This window comes from Pseudomonas putida (genome assembly GCF_001636055.1).
Taxonomy (GTDB): Bacteria; Pseudomonadota; Gammaproteobacteria; order Pseudomonadales; family Pseudomonadaceae; genus Aquipseudomonas; species Aquipseudomonas machongensis.
This window is the reverse complement of sequence record NZ_CP011789.1, coordinates 3557809-3575398: the sequence shown is the minus strand read 5'-3', so window position 1 is coordinate 3575398 and position 17590 is coordinate 3557809. Positions and strand designations below refer to the sequence as shown.

14 protein-coding genes are annotated in these 17590 nt (G+C 64.9%); 4 read left to right on the top strand and 10 right to left on the bottom strand.

Features of this window, described 5'->3' with window-relative positions; genetic code table 11:
* Window positions 1–4: 4 nt before the first annotated feature.
* The 5 genes from AB688_RS15795 to AB688_RS15775 form a co-directional block, all read right to left on the bottom strand.
* Entirely contained in the window at window positions 5–2254 is a 2250-nt protein-coding gene (locus AB688_RS15795; RefSeq protein WP_063545057.1) for a xanthine dehydrogenase family protein molybdopterin-binding subunit, read from the bottom strand.
* Window positions 2254–2721 (bottom strand): (2Fe-2S)-binding protein, encoded by a 468-nt coding sequence (locus tag AB688_RS15790; RefSeq protein ID WP_063546745.1) that lies wholly within the window; start codon window positions 2719–2721, stop codon window positions 2254–2256. Before AB688_RS15790 ends, AB688_RS15795 begins: the two co-directional genes overlap by 1 nt.
* A gap of 329 nt (window positions 2722–3050) precedes the next feature.
* Window positions 3051–3380 carry a hypothetical protein gene (locus tag AB688_RS15785; RefSeq protein WP_054890776.1) on the bottom strand — a complete coding sequence of 110 codons (330 nt, stop codon included), beginning with the start codon at window positions 3378–3380 and terminating at the stop codon, window positions 3051–3053.
* Between the two features lie 74 nt (window positions 3381–3454).
* A complete protein-coding gene (locus AB688_RS15780) occupies window positions 3455–4105 on the bottom strand; it encodes a DUF998 domain-containing protein (RefSeq protein WP_063545056.1) in 651 nt (216 codons plus the stop codon).
* A gap of 92 nt (window positions 4106–4197) precedes the next feature.
* Complete coding sequence (locus AB688_RS15775; RefSeq protein ID WP_196759863.1) at window positions 4198–5013, bottom strand: sulfite exporter TauE/SafE family protein; 816 nt, start codon at window positions 5011–5013, stop codon at window positions 4198–4200.
* Between the two features lie 109 nt (window positions 5014–5122).
* Between AB688_RS15775 and AB688_RS15770 the strand changes: the two genes are divergently transcribed.
* The 3 genes from AB688_RS15770 (at window position 5123) to AB688_RS15760 (ending at window position 8952) form a co-directional block, all read left to right on the top strand.
* Window positions 5123–5902, top strand: a complete 780-nt coding sequence (locus AB688_RS15770; RefSeq protein WP_063545055.1) for an AraC family transcriptional regulator — start codon at window positions 5123–5125, stop codon at window positions 5900–5902.
* Between the two features lie 80 nt (window positions 5903–5982).
* The gene (locus tag AB688_RS15765; RefSeq protein ID WP_054890774.1) at window positions 5983–6732 is read left to right on the top strand and encodes a FadR/GntR family transcriptional regulator; all 750 of its coding nucleotides are present in this window, start codon (window positions 5983–5985) and stop codon (window positions 6730–6732) included.
* A gap of 165 nt (window positions 6733–6897) precedes the next feature.
* A complete protein-coding gene (locus tag AB688_RS15760; protein ID WP_063545054.1) occupies window positions 6898–8952 on the top strand; it encodes a pyridoxamine 5'-phosphate oxidase family protein in 2055 nt (684 codons plus the stop codon).
* A 205-nt stretch (window positions 8953–9157) separates the two neighbouring features.
* Here AB688_RS15760 and AB688_RS15755 read toward each other — a convergent pair whose 3' ends face one another.
* The 5 genes from AB688_RS15755 to AB688_RS15735 all read right to left on the bottom strand — a co-directional run bounded on the left by AB688_RS15755 (window position 9158) and on the right by AB688_RS15735 (window position 16115).
* Window positions 9158–10738, bottom strand: coding sequence for an aldehyde dehydrogenase (NADP(+)) (locus tag AB688_RS15755; RefSeq protein ID WP_063545053.1), 1581 nt, complete (start codon window positions 10736–10738; stop codon window positions 9158–9160).
* A gap of 156 nt (window positions 10739–10894) precedes the next feature.
* Window positions 10895–12448: a galactarate dehydratase gene (gene garD / locus AB688_RS15750; RefSeq protein ID WP_063545052.1), complete on the bottom strand. Its 1554-nt coding sequence runs from the start codon at window positions 12446–12448 to the stop codon at window positions 10895–10897.
* Window positions 12449–12527: 79 nt separating this feature from the next.
* Entirely contained in the window at window positions 12528–13883 is a 1356-nt protein-coding gene (locus AB688_RS15745; RefSeq protein ID WP_054890770.1) for an MFS transporter, read from the bottom strand.
* Window positions 13884–13986: 103 nt separating this feature from the next.
* The gene (kdgD, locus tag AB688_RS15740; protein ID WP_054890769.1) at window positions 13987–14898 is read right to left on the bottom strand and encodes a 5-dehydro-4-deoxyglucarate dehydratase; all 912 of its coding nucleotides are present in this window, start codon (window positions 14896–14898) and stop codon (window positions 13987–13989) included.
* Window positions 14899–15302: 404 nt separating this feature from the next.
* Window positions 15303–16115: a gamma-glutamyl-gamma-aminobutyrate hydrolase family protein gene (locus AB688_RS15735; RefSeq protein ID WP_063545051.1), complete on the bottom strand. Its 813-nt coding sequence runs from the start codon at window positions 16113–16115 to the stop codon at window positions 15303–15305.
* 415 nt (window positions 16116–16530) lie between these two features.
* Between AB688_RS15735 and AB688_RS15730 the strand changes: the two genes are divergently transcribed.
* Window positions 16531–17571, top strand: a complete 1041-nt coding sequence (locus tag AB688_RS15730) for an Ldh family oxidoreductase (RefSeq protein ID WP_063545050.1) — start codon at window positions 16531–16533, stop codon at window positions 17569–17571.
* The last annotated feature ends 19 nt before the right edge of the window (window positions 17572–17590 follow it).

Below are 17590 nucleotides of genomic sequence, written 5' to 3'. Positions count from 1 at the left end.
CGTGTCAGGCAAAGGTATGGCGGCTCAGGGGCAGGCTGCGCGCGCGTTGGCCGGTCAGCCGCGCCACGGCGTTGGCCACCGCTGGTGCCACTGCCGGCAGCGGCGGCTCGCCGATGCCACCCATCTTCGCCCCGCTCTCGACGATGCGCACATGCACCCGGGCCATGCGCGATGGCGGCAGGATCGGGTACAGGTCGTAATTGCGCGCACGCGGCATGCCGTTGACCCACACCGCTTCCTCCACCAGCGTCTGCGACAGGCCGAGCGCCACGGCGCCGTTGACCTGATGCTCGACGATCGCCGGGTTGACGATGCTGCCCGGGTCGATCGCCTGCCAGATGTCGTGCACCTTGACCTGGCCGTTCTCGATCGACACTTCGGCAATCACCGCCGCCTCCGAACCGAACGGCGAAGCCATGGCCACGCCGCGGGCACGCTTGGTGCCATCCTCGGCGGTAAATGGCCCGCGTTTCCAGCCACCGGACAATTCGCCGACCGCCTGCAGTAGGGTGGTCAGGCGTTGATTGTCGCGCAACAGGTGCAGGCGCAGCTCGAACGGGTCGTGCCCGCCTTTGTCGGCCAGTTCATCAAGGAACGACTCATAGAAGAAGTCGTTCAGCGAATTACCGACCGAACGCCAGTAGCCCAGCATGGCCGGGCCCTTGACATAGATTTGCGCGATGCGTTTGTTGGCAATGGCATAGGACTTGCCCGCCAGGCCTTCCACGGCAGTGGGGTCGATCTTCTCGCCCTGTTTGCCGGCGATTGCCTCGGTCGGGCCCTCGGTGGCGCTGACCGCTTCGATGGCAACCGGCAGGCCCTTCTCGTCGAGCCCGGCGCGGAACTTGACCACTGCCACGGGCCGCAGCACGTCACGTACGAACTCTTCCTCGCGGGTCCAGATCAGCTTGACCGGGCGCCCGACCGCCTTGGCCAGGGCAATGGCCTGTGGGTAGGGGTTGGCCGAGTCGTACAGGAAGTGGCGCCCGAAGAAGCCGCCCAGAAGCGGCGAATGCAGGATGATCTGTTCCTTGGCAAGGCCAGTGCGCTTGACGATGTCATCGCGGAACATGTCCGGGGCCTGGTTGGGCAGCCAGACTTCGAGCGATCCATCGGGATTGAAACGCGCGAGCGCCGACGGTGGTTCGAGCTGGCCGTGGTTGAGGTACTGGTTGTGGTAGGTGGCTTCCACCTGGGTCTTGGCCCCCTTGAGCGCAGCCGCCACATCGCCTTCGTTCTCGTCATCGCGCGCCGGGCCGGTTTGCGCGGCCAGGTGATCGCGATAGGCATCGCTGGAGAAGTCGGCTGGCATCGTGCGCACCTTCGAATCGGCGCCCGGCTCCTGCCAGTCGACCTGTACCGCCTCCACGGCACGCTTGGCATGCCACCAGCGCTCTGCGACCACCGCCACGGCACCCGGCAGTACGTGCACCGAATGCACGCCCTTCATCGCCTTGACCTGCGCTTCGTTGCGCAGGCCGCCCACGGTCATGCCCAGCCGTGGCGCGTGCTGTACCGCCGCGTGGAGCATGTCGTCGACCTTGAGGTCGATACTGTACAGGGCCTTGCCGGTGGACTTGTCATAGGCATCGACACGGCGTACCGGCTTGCCGATCCAACGGAACTGGCTGGGATCGCGCAGCTTGATGCTGGCCGGATCCGGGACTGGCAGGTCCATGGCGCGCTCGGCCAGGTCGCCATAAGCGACCGAGCGGCCGGAGGCAGCATGCACCACCTTGCCCGGCTCGGTGCTCAGCTCACTGACCGGCACCTTAAGGGTGTCGGCACCGGCCTGCAGCAGCATCGCCCTGGCCAGCGCGCCAAGGCGGCGCATGGTCGGGTAGCTCATGCGCACCGACATGCTGCCGCCGGTGATGCGCAGGCCATTTTCCATCACCACGTAGGCTTCGCCGGGCGGAGCGGCATCGATCAGGAAGCTGGCCGGGTCCATATCCAGTTCTTCGCCGACGATCTGCGCCATGGCGGTGAATGTGCCCTGGCCACCTTCCATGAAGGGGCAGAGCAGGCGCACGGTGCCGTCAGGGCGGATTTCCAGGAATGCCGGCACCTGCGTGCCGCGTTCTACGGCCGCCGCGGTGGCGGCCTGCACTCGGGCCGAGCCGAGCGGCAAGCCAAAGCCGATCACCAGCGCACCGATGGCGCTACCCGCGAGAAAGCGGCGGCGCGAAAGATTGACCGGCTGATCCAGTTTCAGGTCGCGCAGTTCGGACGGGATGTCGAGGGGCGAGTTCATCAGACGCTCTCCTTGGCGGCAGGCTGGCCGGCGAGCTCATGCACCGCGGCGTGGATCGCGTTGTAGGTGCCGCAGCGACACAGGTTGACCATTGCGGCACTGATCTGCTCGTCGCTCGGCGCCGGCGTGTGCTTGAGCAGCGCGGTAGCGGCCATCACCTGGCCAGACTGGCAGTAACCACACTGGGCGACCTGATGCTCGACCCAGGCCGCGACCACTCGCTTGCCCACCGGGTCGGCCTCGATCGCTTCGATGGTGGTCACTTCACGGCCAACCACACCGGCCACCGGCGTGACACAGGCACGTACCACGTTGCCGTCCACCAGCACCGAGCAGGCGCCACATTGGGCCAGGCCGCAGCCATATTTCGTGCCGGTCATGCCCAGGTCATCGCGGATCACCCACAGCAGTGGGGTATCGGCGTCGGCGTCGACCTGATAGGTCTTCTGGTTGATGCGTAGTTCCATGGCGTTCACCCGCTGATCATCGGTTGGTGTTTCGTCGTTATAGGCAGGGCGGTGCGTCGAGGCAGTGCCCTGGGAGGAACGCCGCGCGCGCGCAGGGCGGGTTTCCGATCTGAAAACTCTAGACCTTGGCGGACAGCTTTCCTATCCATCGGGCAGCATGTTCAGAGAATCAGGCAAGAAATCAAGTGGATTGCGCTAGTGGCAGGATCGGGCGGGGGCGTCGCAGCGGAGCTGTCACGCCCACGCTGGAGGGAAAATGCCGGCATCGATATTGGATGTCGGCATCCAGGCCAGTTGAACAGGGGTTGTTGATGAGCCGCCCGCGTTGGTTATCGGCGCGCGACGGCGTGCTGGACGCACTGTTCGTAGTAGGTCTGCTTGATGGCCTTCGGCGGCAGGCGTGAGCTGCTGTTGTAGGTTTGCTCGGTGATGCCGAACGCTGTCATGCGCATCCAGGGTTTGGCGAAGCGCCGCACTTGCAGCTTCTTGCGCGCTGCATAAAGCGTCACCCCGGAGAGCTTGGCGTGCTGCGCCTCCGAGGCGATCTGCGCGCCCCAGCCGCACACGCTGCGATCGTTCTGGCTCAGCGGCCTGGCCTGGGCGCCGAATGCGGTGGCCGCCAACACGCAGCTGGCCAGGGTTGCTAGAAATACCCGCATGTTGCTGTCCTAAGCGTCTGAAGGAAAAGGGAGTTTGCCTTCGCTTTCCGCGCCTGGGGGCCAGCAATTTGCCGTCAGGCGACGGGCAGCTTAGCCTGGCCCGAGACAGGCTGGCGCAAGGAGTACCATGCCAGCGCGGCTATCCAGAGCACCGCCACGCCGTAGTTGATTCGTTGATAGAGGCCGAAGAGCTGGCCTGTTTCGGCTGCCCTTGCCATCAACGCCACCGTGCCGATGGAGACCACCGCACAGAGCAGGGAGCCGCTGGCCAGCAGCCGTGAATCAGCGATGCGCAATGCCAGCCAGACCCACAGCAGGGCGGCCAGGGTCAGCGACAGAAACATCAGCAGGCCGCTGAGGTTATGCATGTGCTGGGAGAGCGACGGCTCGGTGGGGGTGCAACCCGGATCGCAGGCGAATGCCCCAGTCCCAAGGCTCGCAACGCCGTGCAACAACACCAGCAGCGCACTCGCCAGGGCGACGTTCGAACGACGCCAACGGCGGGCCAGCCCCCAGGCGAACAAGGCAAACAGCAGTGCCAAAGGGAAGTTGTTGGCCCAGGGCGAAAATGCCGCGGTCGGTGCGCCTGTTGCCCCGAGTTGGCTCATGGCCTGCTGCAGGTGCTGGTAACCGGGGTAAGCCTGGGCGGTAAACCAAACCCCCAGTAGCAACCAGGGTGGGATGAACAGGCCGGTGGTGAGCAGGGCTCGGTCGAGTGTCGTCATAGAATGCCTTCCTTGGGCCGTGCCGCGTCATCTGGCGGCACGTAAACCCGCACACTACAGGCCTCGACGGGCGATTCGCCACTCGTTTCGCATCAGAGGCCGGTCACCAGCATCACCACCAGCACGCAGGCCAGCAGTGCCAGATAGGCCCGCGCATGCAGGGTATCGCTCAGGCGGCCCAGCAGCGGCGCAGCCAGGTGCATGCCGAGCCAGGCGCCTGCAGCCATTGCCAGTGCCGCACGCAGGTCGATATAGCCCAGCAGCCCGGCACCCAGGTTCGCTTCTGGCGCCGGCACCAGGGCATACACCAGGGTGGCGGCCAGCGCCATGGGCAATGACAGCGGGTTGGCCATGGCGGTGGCGATGCCCATGCTGGCGCCGCGCCTGCGCATCAGCGGCACGGTCATCACGCTGCCGCCGACCCCCAGCAGCGCTGCCAGTGCGCCGATCGGCAGGCCGACCAAGGCAGCCGCAGCCTTGCCCAGCGGCACCGGACCTTGGTTGCCAACGCGCATGAAACCTGGACGCAGCCACGCATCGAGCAGGCTCAGCAGCAAGTAGCCGATAAACAGCCAACGCAGCCAGGTGCTGTCCAGGTACAGGGCGGCCCAGGCGCCAGCCATTGCCCCGAGGGCGATGGCCGGAGCCAGTGGGCGCACCAGGTCCCAGCGCAACGTGCCGGCGCGCTGGTGCCGCCAGGTGGCCAGGGCGCTGCTGAAGATCATCAGCATGGCCGAGGTGGCCACGGCGATCTGCATGGCGTGCAGCGCCACCGGGGAGCCCGCCGCATGGCGGTTGAGCAGCAACGCATAGAGCAAGGGCACGGCGAAGAAACCGCCGCCGAAGCCGAACAGCAGCGTGGTGACGCCAGCACACAGGCCGAAGACACCGAGCAAGGGGTACAGCATGATCGCCAGCCTTTGTCAGGGGAGTGGAGATGCAGGGTAGGGAGACGAGGGCTGGCCAGCATTCGAGCATTGGCCAATAATCCGTGCGTTTCAGCCACGGGAGATCCCCATGCGCAATGTGCCGCTGTGCCAGGTCGATGCCACGCCACGTCCGGTGCTGGCGATCGCTACCGATTATCCGCCTGGCACGCTATTGCCACGCCACGTGCACCGGCGTGCGCAGTTCCTCTATGGCATGAGCGGTTTGATGGAAGTACTGACTGACGATGGCGCCTGGGTCGTTCCACCCTACAGCGGTGTGTGGATTCCGTCGGGCAAGCCCCATCAGGTACTGATGCGAGGGGTGAGCACGCGCAGCTTGTACATCGAGGCCGTTGCGGCGCCGAGGTTGGGGCAGGCCTGCGAGGCGCTGCTGGTCACGCCGCTGCTGCATCAGTTGCTGCTCGCCAGTGCCGAACTGCCCGCGCTGTATGACCCTCAAGGGCGCGACGGCCAACTGGTCGGCCTGATCCTGCATGAACTGCGCAGCGCCGAATGCCTGCCGCTGTTCGCGCCGATGCCAGGGGAGCCGCGCCTGGCGCTCTTGTGCCAGGCGTTTCTCGCGGCGCCTTCGATCAGTACGACGGCCGAGGCCTGGGCGATGCACCTGAACTGGAGCCCGCGGACATTCAGCCGGCGCTTTCGCGAACAGACCGGGTTGTCGTTCGGACAATGGCGTCAGCAAGCCTGCCTGATGGCAGCCGTCACGCGATTGGCAGCGGGTGAGGCGGTCACCCGGGTTGCCCTCGACTTGGGGTATGACAGCCCCAGTGCGTTTTCCAGCATGTACCGCAGGGTCATGGGCGAGGCGCCCTCGGCGGTTCGGCACAGGGCTTTGGCGGCGAGATGAAAACCCTGGCGGATGTATGTGATCGTACAACTGCATGAGCTATGATGACGGCTGTCTTTTCACGATGAAACGTACAGGGCATGACAGAGCAGCAGCTACAGGCACGGACCCGACGCAAACCGCGCAGTCTGGCGCAGGAACTGGTCACGGTGCTGACCGAACGTATTCGCAGCGGCCAACTCAAGCGTGGCGACAAACTGCCGACCGAATCGCAGATCATGGTCGAGGAGGGCGTCAGCCGCACGGTGGTGCGCGAGGCGATCTCGCGGCTGCAGGCCGCCGGCCAGGTGGAGACCCGCCACGGCATCGGCACCTTCGTGCTCGACGCGCCGAGCACCGGCGGTTTCCGTATCGACCCGGCGACCATCGTCACCCTGCGCGAGGTGCTGGCGGTCCTGGAGTTGCGCATCGCCCTGGAGATCGAGTCGGCCGGGCTCGCCGCCCAGCGCCGCAGCGACGAACAACTGACCGGCATGCGTGCTGCGCTCGACGAAATCAACGAAGGCGCCGCGCATGCCTCCGATGCGGTCTCGGCGGATTTCCAGTTCCACCTGCGCATCGCCCAGGCCAGCGGCAATCATTATTTCGCTGACATCATCAATCACCTGGGTACCAGTATCATTCCCCGCACCCGGCTCAATTCGGCGCGCCTCGCCCACGATGACCAGGCCCATTACATGAGCCGCCTGAGCCATGAGCACGAGGCCATCTATGAAGCCATTGCCCGACGCGACAGCGAAGGGGCGAAAATGGCCATGCGCCTGCACCTGAGCAACAGCCGCGAGCGGCTGCGCCAGGCGCATGAGGCGGCAGAAGCACAGGGCGTCTGACAGGCTTCAACACGCTAACCCGCTCTCATCGGTGCGTTTGTGGGCGGGGAAAGGCTCACGACTGTTTCTTCGAGAGAAATAATCAATTGCCACCCGCAGTGATTCTAAGTGTCGGGCGAATGAGTAAGGATTGATACACCCTCACTCAACCGTTCAGGTGCCACCATGAACCAGCCTCCGTCGGACCTCAAGCCCTCTCCCTGGCACGACGGCGAGCTTACGCTGCAGCGCAGCGTCGGTGCGGTCGAGCGCATGGTGGGGATTGGCAAGGTGCAGATGTCGCGTGACTTCATGCCCGACCAGCACCGTGAGTTCTATGCCCAACTGCCTTTCGTGGTGCTCGGCAGCGTCGACCCGCACGGCGATCCGTGGGCGACGCTGCGCACCGGCCAGCCCGGTTTCATGCAATCCCCCGATCCGCGCCGGCTGCTCCTGGACCTGCCCCGTGAGCCAGCCGATCCTGCGGATGCCGGGCTGGAGAACGGTGACGGCGTCGGCATGCTCGGCATCGAGTTGCACACCCGCCGACGCAATCGCCTGAACGGCTTCGTGCGCCGGGCAGACGACAGCGGTTTTACCATCGAGCCGACCCAGTCCTATGGCAACTGCCCGCGCTATATCAATCTGCGCCGCTATGTCTTCGATGACAGCGCGCCCGGCGAGCCCAGCGAGTCGAGCGAGCTGAACGCAGCGGACCGCGCGATGGTGGCCGCCGCCGACTCCTTCTACGTTGCCTCGTACGTGGTGCGCGATGGCGTGTGCCAGGTGGACGTCTCGCACCGTGGCGGCAAGCCTGGCTTCGTCCACATCGACGTCGACGGCACGCTGAGCGTGCCTGATTTCAATGGCAACCTGTTCTTCAATACTTTGGGCAACATGCTGCTCAACCCCCGTGCCGGGCTGGTGTTCGTCGACATGCGCAGCGGCGACCTGCTGCAGATGACCGGGCGCACCGAAGTGATCGTCGACGATCCACAGACACTCGCCTTCATCGGCGCCGAGCGCATGTGGCGGTTCTACCCCGAGCGGATCGTCCGCCGACCGGGAGGATTGGCGCTGCGCTGGGTCGACATGGATGACGGCATCTCGCCCAATGTGTTGATGACCGGCAGTTGGGAAGACATGCAGGCGCGCCTGAAGGCCGCGGCATTGCAGCAAAGTTGGCGTCCGTACCGGGTAACGCAGATCGTCGACGAGAGCGAGCACATCCGTTCGTTCCACCTGGCGCCCGACGATGGTCTGGGCTTGCCGGTGCGCCAGGCGGGGCAGCACCTGCCGATCCGGGTACGGTTGCCTGGGGAGGAGGCGCCATTGGTGCGCACCTACACCCTGTCTGGCGCGCCGGCCGATGATGCACTGCGCATCAGCGTCAAGCGCGAAGGTGTGGTCTCTCGGCACCTGCATGAGCAGGTCAGGATCGGCGACCTGATCGAGGCGCGTGCGCCGGCCGGAGCCTTCACCATCGATGCTACGGTGCGCCGTCCGGTAGTCTTGCTGGCCGCGGGCGTAGGGGTGACCCCCGTCTTGGCCATGGCCAGGCACCTGGTCAATGAGGGGCGGCGTACACGCTACGCCCGACCGGCCTGGGTGTTTCAATCGGCCTCGACCCGGGCACAACTGGCCTTTGCCAGTGAATTTGCAGCGCTGGTGACTGCCTCCGAGGGCAAGCTCAGGCATGTGCGCCTGCTCAGCGACGCCAGCGGTGCGGTAGCAGGCGTGGATTACGAGCGCGAAGGGCGTCTGGGCGTCGACCTGTTGCGCGAGCTGCTGCCGTTCGACGACTACGACTTCTACCTGTGCGGGCCGCAGGGGTTCATGCAGCAGATGTACGACGGCCTGCGCGCACTGGATATCAACGATGCACGGATCCACGCCGAGGCCTTCGGCCCATCGAGCCTGCGCCGCACGCGCAGTGAACAGCAGGCAGCGCCGGCCTTGCCGGCGGTGGCCACTGAGTCGGTTGCGGTGATGTTCATGGACTCGGCGAAAGAGGCGCGCTGGAACCCAGGGGATGGCTCGCTGCTGGAACTGGCCGAGCAGCGTGGCCTCGAGCCGCCTTTTGGCTGCCGTGGCGGGTCATGCGGAAGTTGTCGGACCCGTGTGCTCAAGGGGGCGGTCACCTATGCCGAGGCACCGGAGTTCGCCGTGGCGCAGGACGAGGCGTTGATCTGCTGCGCCATGCCGGCTGACGGATCCGGGCCCTTGCACCTGGCGTTGTGATAGCAAGCTGTCTCTTCGGTTGTAGGAGCAACTGTCTTGTTCAAAATCTAAAGACCAGCCCAATCCCTGTGAGGGCAACTGTCTTGTTCAAAATCTAGAAGCCAGCCCAATCCCTGTGGGAGCGGGCTTGCCCGTGAACACGGGCGTAGCCCGTGCCAGGCAGCGCGCTATCTTTTTCGCGGGCAAGCCCGCTCCTACAAGCGCGTCAGAGCGCGCGGTCGCTCCACTGACCATTGACCAGGCGTCGCAGCCCCAGTGGGTTACCGTCCTGCAGGGCCTTCGGCAGCAAGGCCTGCGGGTAGTTCTGGTAGCACACCGGACGCAGGAAGCGATCGATGGCCAGGGTGCCGACCGAAGTACCGCGGGCGTCGGAGGTGGCCGGGTAGGGGCCGCCGTGCACCATGGCATCGCTCACTTCCACACCGGTCGGGTAGCCGTTGACCAGAATCCGTCCGACTTTTTCTTCCAGCAGCGGCACCAGCCAGGCATAGGCCTCGAAGTCTTCAGGTTCGCCGATCAGGGTGGCCGTGAGCTGGCCGCGCAGGCCCAGCAGCGCGGCGCGCAACTGAGCATCGTCACTGACTTCGACCGCCACGGTGGTGGGGCCGAACACTTCTTCCTGCAGCAGCGGGTCGGCGTCCACCAGCAGGCGTGCATCGGCCTTGAACAGCTGGGCACGGGCCTGGCTGCCTGTCTGCGCCTGGCCGGCCAGGTGCTCGATGCCGGCGTGCGCTTGCAGGTGTTCCAGCCCGCTCACATAACTGCGCAGGCCCCCGGCATTGAGCAGGGTCTGCCCAGCCTGCTGCGCCAGGTGCTGGCCGAGGTCGGCGAGCAACTGGCTGAACGGCGCCGACTGCAGGCCGATCACCAGCCCTGGGTTGGTACAGAACTGACCGGCGCCCAGGCACACGGAGCCTGCCAGTTCACGGGCGATGGTCTCGCCGCGTTTGGCCAATGCGCCAGGCAGCACGATCACCGGGTTGATGCTCGACATCTCGGCGAATACCGGGATCGGCTGTGGACGTTCGGCGGCCATGCGGCACAGGGCGTCGCCGCCCTTGAGCGAGCCGGTGAAACCGACCGCCTGGATGGCCGGATGCTTGACCAGCCACTCGCCCACGCCGCCGCCGAAGACCATGTTGAACACGCCCTTGGGCATGCCGGTGCGTTCGGCCGCACGGACGATGGCGCAACCCACCAGGTCGGCGGTGGCCATGTGGCCGCTGTGCGCCTTGAACACCACCGGACAGCCGGCGGCCAGCGCAGCTGCGGTGTCGCCGCCTGCGGTGGAAAAGGCCAGCGGGAAGTTGCTGGCACCGAACACCGCCACCGGGCCTACGCCGATGCGCATCTGGCGCAGGTCGACCCGTGGCAGGGGTTGACGGTCCGGCAGTGCGAGGTCGATACGGGCACCGAGGAAATCACCCCGGCGCAGCACTTGGGCGAACAGGCGCATTTGCCCGCTGGTACGGCCGCGCTCGCCTTGAATGCGGGCAGCGGGCAGGGCGGTTTCGCGGCAAACGATAGCGACGAAGCTGTCGTCCAGCTCATCCAGTTCGGCGGCAATGGCGTCGAGGAACGCGGCGCGACGGGTGGGTGGCAACTGGCGGAACTCGGCGAAGGCAGCGGCAGCGGCTTTGGCGGCTTGATCGACTTCGTCTTCGGTGGCTTGCATGAAGCTGTAGGGCAGGGCCTCGCCCGTGGTGGCGTCCAGGCTCTGCAGGCGCTGCTGGCCGGCGGCACTGCGCTGGCCGGCGATGAAGTTGTGGCCGAGGATCTCAGGCATGGGGTGCTCCTGTAGTCGCTGAAGGAATAATGTTGTCTGGGCGGGTTCGCTTGCCCCCCAGTGGGAGCGGGTTCACCCGCGAAGCAGACGACTCGGTGTATGGCACCGGCGGCGCCGGTGTTCGCGGGTAAACCCGCTCCCACAGAGAGAACGCTGTCAGGTAATCGGTGCCGGGTTGAACAGGGTGATGTCGTTGTGCAGCTTGTGCCGCTCGGCCCAGGTCTGCTTGCGGCCGCTGGCAACGTCCAGGTAGTAGTGGAACAGCTCCCAGCCCAGCTCCTCGATGCTTGCTCGACCGCTGGCGATGCGCCCGGCATCGATGTCGATCAGGTCCGGCCAGCGCTGGGCCAGTTCGCTGCGGGTGCAGACCTTGACCACGGGGGCCATGGCCAGCCCGTAAGGTGTGCCGCGACCCGTGGTGAACACGTGCAGGTTCATGCCCGCTGCCAGTTGCAGGGTGCCGCAAACGAAGTCGCTGGCCGGCGTCGCGCAGAAGATCAGGCCTTTGCGTGCGACGCGCTCGCCTGGGCCGACCACGCCCTGGATCGCAGCGCTGCCGGACTTGACGATCGAGCCCAGGGACTTTTCGACGATATTCGAGAGCCCGCCTTTCTTGTTGCCCGGCGTGGTGTTGGCGCTGCGGTCGGCTGCACCCTGTTGCAGGTAGCGGTCGTACCAGTCCATTTCGCGTACCAGCGCTTCGGCCACTTCCGGGGTTTCGGCGCGGGAGGTGAGCATGTAGATGGCGTCGCGGACCTCGGTGACCTCCGAGAACATCACCGTGGCACCGGCGCGCACCAGCAGGTCGGCGGCATAGCCCAGCGCCGGGTTGGCGGTGATGCCGGAGAAAGCGTCGCTGCCGCCGCACTGCATGCCCAGGATCAGCTCACTGGCCGGCACCGTTTCGCGACGGCGCTGGTCGAGCTTCTTCAGGCGGGCTTCAGCCAGCTGCATGATCTGTTGGATCATCTCGACGAAACCCAGCGAAGCGTCCTGCAGGCGATACAGCCAGGGCTCGCTGAGGTCCACGGACGGGTCGTCTTCGTGCATCACCTGGCCGGCCTGCAGCTTTTCGCAACCCAGGCTGATGACCAGGGCTTCGCCGCCCAGGTTGGGGTTGCGCGCCAGGTTGCGCACGGTGCGGATGGGGATATAGGCGTCACGCGCGTTGATCGCCACGCCACAGCCGTAGCTGTGGGTGAGGGCGACCACGTCATCGACGTTGGGGTACTTGGGCAGCAGCTCGTCGCGGATGCGTTTGACCGCGTGGTCGAGCACGCCGGTCACGCATTGCACGGTAGTGGTGATGCCGAGGATGTTGCGGGTACCGACGGTGCCGTCGGCGTTGCGATAGCCTTCGAAGGTAAAGCCTTCAAGTGGTGGCAGGGCCGCGGGCACTGCGTCGCAGCGCGGCAGGCTGTCGAGTTCGGGGGCGGCGGGCATCGATAACTGGGTTTCCTGAACCCAACTGCCCTGACGCAGGTCTTGCAGGGCATAACCGATGATCTGTCCATAGCGGCGTACAGGCTCACCCTGGTGGATGTCCACGGTGGCGACCTTGTGGCTTTGCGGCACGCCCTCGACCAGGGTCAGGCCATCGGCGAAGCGCGCACCTTCGCCCAGGCCACCGTCATTGACCACCACCACGACATTGTCGTCATCGTGCAGGCGGACGTAGCGGGGCGACTCGGAATGTTCGATCAACTGCATGGTCAGGCCCTTCTTGTCATTTCTTTCAGGCTTTTATCCGGCTACCGACGCCCGTTGCGGGGCGTCGGCGTGCTTCAGGTTATTGGCGCGAGCCGGCCAGTTCGGCGTTCGGCGCCGCTTGCGGCCCGGCTTCTTCCTTGAGCTCGATGCGCTTGATCGGGCCGACGATCACCAGGTAGCTGAATACCGCTACCAGCGCATTGGCGCCCACGTACACCAGCGCCCATTTGAACGAGCCGGTGGCGCTGATGATGTAGCCGATGACGATCGGCGTGGTGATCGACGCGATGTTGCCGAAGGTGTTGAACAGGCCACCCGAGAGCCCCGCGATCTGTTTGGGCGAGGTGTCGGCGACCACGGCCCAGCCCAGGGCGCCGATGCCTTTGCCGAAGAAGGCCAGGGTCATGAAGCCGACCACCATCCACTCGGCGTCGACGTAGTTGCAGAAGACCATGGTGGTCGACAGCAACAGGCCGCAGACGATGGGCAGTTTGCGCGAGAAGGTCAGCGAGTTGCCGCGGCGCAGCAGCCAGTCCGACAGCACTCCGCCCAGCACTCCACCGATGAAGCCGCAGATGGCCGGCAAGGAGGCGATGAAGCCGGCCTTGAGGATGGTCATGCCGCGCTCCTGCACCAGGTACACCGGGAACCAGGTCAGGAAGAAGTAGGTGATGGCGTTGATGCAGTACTGGCCCAGGTACACGCCCAGCAGCATGCGACTGGTCAGCAGTTGCTTGATGTAGCCCCATTTCGGGCCGTCGTTGCTGCGTTTCTGGTCCATGTCCACCAGGCCGCCGTTTTGCTCGATGTGCTCGAGTTCGGCCTGGCTGATGCGTGGGTGCTGGCGAGGGTTGTAGATGGTCTTCATCCATACCATCGAGAACAGGATGCCAAGGGCGCCCATGACCACGAACACATGCTCCCAGCCGAAGGTGAACACGATCCAGCCCATCAGCGGTGCGAACAGCGCGGTGGCGAAGTACTGCGCCGAGTTGAAGATCGCCGAAGCCGTGCCGCGTTCGGCGGTGGGGAACCAGGCCGCAACGATCCGGGCATTGCCCGGGAACGACGGGGCTTCGGCGAAACCGACCAGAAAGCGCAGGGTGAACAGGGTGACGACCGCCCAGGCCACCGGCAGGCCGCCGACGAAACCTTGCAGCAAGGTGAACAGCGACCAGGTGAAGATGCTGAATGCGTAGACGTTCTTCGAACCGAAGCGGTCGAGCAACCAGCCGCCGGGAATCTGCCCGGCCACGTAGGCCCAGCCGAAGGCGGAGAAGATGTAACCGAGGGTGACCGCGTCGATGCCCAGATCCTTCTGCAGGCTTGAACCGGCGATGGCGATGGTGGCGCGGTCGGCATAGTTGATCGTGGTCACCAGGAACAGCATGAACAGGATCAGGTAGCGTACATGCGTCTTTTTCGTCGCTTGCATGCTGGTGTTCTCCCACTATTTATTGTTGTGCGGGGCATTCGGATTGTGGGCCGGAGCGCGGGTGGCACTCCGGCAGCGGCATTGGCAGGCCGCGGGGCTGCGCTTATTGCGGGCCCATCTTGTCCATCAGGGCGGCGAGCATTTCGTACTCTTCGCCGGTCAGGTCGGTCAGCGGGGTGCGTACCGGGCCTGCATCGTAGCCAGCAAGCTTGGCGCCGGCCTTGACGATGCTCACGGCGTATCCGGCCTTGCGGTTGCGGATGTCCAGGTATGGCAGGAAGAAGTCATCGATCAACTTGCCGACCGTGGCGTGGTCGTCGCGGGCGATGGCGTTGTAGAAGTCCATTGCGGTCTTGGGGACGAAGTTGAACACGGCCGAGGAGTAGACCGGCACGCCCAGCGCCTTGTAAGCCGCAGCATACACCTCGGCGGTCGGCAGGCCACCCAGGTAGCTGAAGCGATCGCCCAGGCGGCGACGAATCGACACCATCAGCTCGATATCACCCAGGCCATCCTTGTAGCCGATCAGGTTCGGGCAGCGCTCAGCCAGTTTTTCGAGCTGTGCAGCGTTCAGGCGGCAGACGTTGCGGTTGTAGACCACCACACCGATCTTCACCGAATTGCACACGGCCTCAACGTGGGCGGCTACGCCGTCCTGGCTGGCTTCGGTGAGGTAGTGCGGCAGCAGCAGCAGACCTTTGGCTCCCAGGCGCTCGGCTTCCTGGGCGTACTCGATGGCCTGGCGGGTAGCACCGCCCACGCCAGCCAGGATGGGTACGGAGGTGGCGCAGGTATCGACGGCGGTCTTGATCACCTGGCTGTATTCGCTGGCAGCGAGGGAGAAGAATTCACCGGTGCCACCGGCGGCGAACAGTGCGCTGGCACCATAGGGGGCCAGCCATTCCAGGCGCTTGATGTAGCCGGCGGGGTTGAAGTCGCCCTGGGCGTTGAAGTCGGTGACAGGGAACGACAGCAGGCCGTGGGAGAGGATGGATTTCAGTTCTTGTGGATTCATTGTTGTAGGCATCCTGTGGGCGCTTGGGTAAGAAGGTGTACCAAGGTGAGAGGTAAGTTATCGTACAACTTGTACGATGACTAGCCCTGCCCGAGAAATTTTTGCAGCGATCCCTATCCGCTGGGCCCTGTCGCGGTGCGCGGCGGCTGCCGGCGGATCACCTGGAACTGCCCTTTTGTGGGAGCGGGCTCGGTCCGCGATAGCGCCGCAACAGCCAACCGAAACGGCCGATCGTGCACTGCGGTCGATCAGTCATCGTATGTCTTCAGGAAAAAAAAGATCGCGGAGACAGGCACAAGCCCGCCGCCCGCTTCCACGGGAGGTGTTCTGGGACCAGCAGAGGGTGACCGGGGAAGCGGGGGCGACCTTGCGCCGCCCCGCGATCAAAGCTAACGAAGAGGGGGTCAGGCCGCCTGGTGGCGTTTGCTGGCCTGGGACTTGCGGACCTGGGCGCGGCAGGCGTCGCCGAAGGCTTGGAACATCTTGATCGAATCCGGGTTCTTCGCCGCTTGCCACTCGGGGTGCCACTGCACCGCGAACAGGAAGGGCGAAATGCTCGGTGCATGAATGGCCTCGACCAGGCCATCTTCGGCGTGGGCAATCGGCTCGATGCCTTCGCCGAGGTTGCGCAGACCCTGACCGTGCAGCGAGTTCACGCGGATCTCGTCGGTGCCCAGGGTTTCACGCAACCAACTGCCGGGTTTGATCTTCACCCCGTGGGAGGCGGCGTATTGCACGTCTACCGGGTCTTCAGGGTTTTCGCGATGGTCGTTGAAGCCTGGTTCGGCGTAGACCTTCTGGTAGATGTCACCACCCAGGGCCACGTTGATTTCCTGCATGCCGCGACAAATGCCGAAGATCGGCAGGCCGCGGGCGATGGCCAGTTGCACCAGGGGGATGTCGAACAGGTCGCGGTTCTTGTCCTGGGCCTTGCCGGGGGTTTCGTTCTCCTGGCCATAGAGAGCCGGATCGATATTGCTGCCGGCGCCGGTCAGGTAGATGCCGTCGGCCATGTCCAGGTACGCCTCGAGGGCGTCGGTGCCGCAGCAGGTAGGGACCAGGACCGGGATGCAGTCGGCGAAATCGACCAGGGGAGTGATGTATTTATGGGTCATGACCTGATAGTCGTGACCTTTGCGCTCTTGGCTGCCCATGGTCATCAGGACGACGGGCTTGCGCAGGGAGGGTTGCTTGTTGCCAATGTTGCTGTTGGACATATGTCACCTTGGGACAGGTTTTACCTGTCGTTGTTGTGCAGGTCCGCGGCCTTGGGCCCTTGATGCGTGACCTGTGGTCCCGAGCACTGCCGGCGCGGCTTGAAGGCTGCGGAACCGGTCGGGACATGCTTCATAGCTTGCCAGAGCCGTTTAATATGTCAAACGACTGGCGCGTCGGCTTTATGGGGTAATCGGCCTGTTTTCGGGGGCTCTAACTGCTGCAAGCCTGAGCCGACAAGGCTTTGGTAGGGGCGTAGGTCAATAATATTTAACGATGCAGTCGGGTCTTTGCAGCGCTGCAATAAACCTGGCGTTTGCGGCGCTTGCCGGATTTGACAGCTCACCCTCGCCGAGGGAAGAGTGGCAGGCAGTGCTTGGGCCATCGCCATTTCAAATCCAATAAAGGGAGCTTCAGATGTCCGCACCGTCCACAGGTCCTGTCGTACGTGTTCCTCTTGCGCAGTTGCAGGAGCGGTTGCAGCAGATCTTCCAGCGTCATGGATGCAGCGAGGCAGTGGCGGCAGTGCTGGCCGCCAACTGCGCCAGCGCCCAGCGCGATGGTGCGCACAGTCATGGTGTGTTCCGCATGCCGGGTTATGTCTCGACCCTGACCAGCGGCTGGGTCGATGGCGCTGCGGTGCCCGAGGTCACGGATGTCGCTCCAGGCTTCGTGCGGGTCGATGCCAGGGGCGGTTTCGCCCAGCCAGCCCTGGCGGCGGCACGCACGCTGTTGGTGGAGAAGGTGCGGCAGGCGGGTATTGCCGTGCTGGCTATCCATAACTCCCACCATTTCGCGGCGCTCTGGCCAGATGTGGAACCCTTTGCCGAAGAGGGCCTGGTTGCATTGAGTGTGGTCAACAGCATGACCTGCGTGGTGCCCCATGGCGCACGCAAACCGTTGTTCGGCACCAATCCCATCGCCTTCGCGGCGCCGTGCCAGGGGCTCGCCCCGATCGTCTTCGACATGGCCACCAGTGCCATGGCCCATGGCGATGTACAGATCGCTGCGCGCCAGGGTGAGCAATTGCCGCCAGGTGTCGGCGTCGATGCCGAAGGTGAGCCGACCACCGATCCCAAGGCGATTCTCGAAGGCGGCGCCTTGCTGCCGTTCGGTGGGCACAAGGGCTCGGCGCTGTCGATGATGGTCGAACTACTCGCGGCGGCGCTGACGGGCGGGCATTTTTCCTGGGAGTTCGATTGGTCGCAACATCCAGGCGCCAAGACCCCCTGGACCGGGCAGTTGATCATTGTCATCGACCCGAGCAAGGCCGAAGGCGGGCGTTTTGCCGAGCGCAGTCGTGCATTGGTGGAGCAGATGCACACGGCGGGGTTGTCGCGTTTGCCGGGGGAGAGGCGGTTCAGGGAGCGGGCGGTTTCGCAGCGCGAAGGCGTGGCGGTCAGCGAGCAGGAGTGGCAGGGGCTAGAACGTTTGCTGGCGTCGGATCGACCGATGTAGCGTACCCATCCTTGCGAGC

What these genes read in the sequence shown, in the direction of transcription:
- AB688_RS15795 (WP_063545057.1), bottom strand. Translation starts at nt 2,254, where the DNA reads ATGAACTCGCCCCTCGACATCCCGTCCGAACTGCGCGACCTGAAACTG.
- AB688_RS15790 (WP_063546745.1), bottom strand. Translation starts at nt 2,721, where the DNA reads ATGGAACTACGCATCAACCAGAAGACCTATCAGGTCGACGCCGACGCC.
- AB688_RS15785 (WP_054890776.1), bottom strand. Translation starts at nt 3,380, where the DNA reads ATGCGGGTATTTCTAGCAACCCTGGCCAGCTGCGTGTTGGCGGCCACC.
- AB688_RS15780 (WP_063545056.1), bottom strand. Translation starts at nt 4,105, where the DNA reads ATGACGACACTCGACCGAGCCCTGCTCACCACCGGCCTGTTCATCCCA.
- AB688_RS15775 (WP_196759863.1), bottom strand. Translation starts at nt 5,013, where the DNA reads ATGCTGTACCCCTTGCTCGGTGTCTTCGGCCTGTGTGCTGGCGTCACC.
- AB688_RS15770 (WP_063545055.1), top strand. Translation starts at nt 5,123, where the DNA reads ATGCGCAATGTGCCGCTGTGCCAGGTCGATGCCACGCCACGTCCGGTG.
- AB688_RS15765 (WP_054890774.1), top strand. Translation starts at nt 5,983, where the DNA reads ATGACAGAGCAGCAGCTACAGGCACGGACCCGACGCAAACCGCGCAGT.
- AB688_RS15760 (WP_063545054.1), top strand. Translation starts at nt 6,898, where the DNA reads ATGAACCAGCCTCCGTCGGACCTCAAGCCCTCTCCCTGGCACGACGGC.
- AB688_RS15755 (WP_063545053.1), bottom strand. Translation starts at nt 10,738, where the DNA reads ATGCCTGAGATCCTCGGCCACAACTTCATCGCCGGCCAGCGCAGTGCC.
- garD (WP_063545052.1), bottom strand. Translation starts at nt 12,448, where the DNA reads ATGCAGTTGATCGAACATTCCGAGTCGCCCCGCTACGTCCGCCTGCAC.
- AB688_RS15745 (WP_054890770.1), bottom strand. Translation starts at nt 13,883, where the DNA reads ATGCAAGCGACGAAAAAGACGCATGTACGCTACCTGATCCTGTTCATG.
- kdgD (WP_054890769.1), bottom strand. Translation starts at nt 14,898, where the DNA reads ATGAATCCACAAGAACTGAAATCCATCCTCTCCCACGGCCTGCTGTCG.
- AB688_RS15735 (WP_063545051.1), bottom strand. Translation starts at nt 16,115, where the DNA reads ATGTCCAACAGCAACATTGGCAACAAGCAACCCTCCCTGCGCAAGCCC.
- AB688_RS15730 (WP_063545050.1), top strand. Translation starts at nt 16,531, where the DNA reads ATGTCCGCACCGTCCACAGGTCCTGTCGTACGTGTTCCTCTTGCGCAG.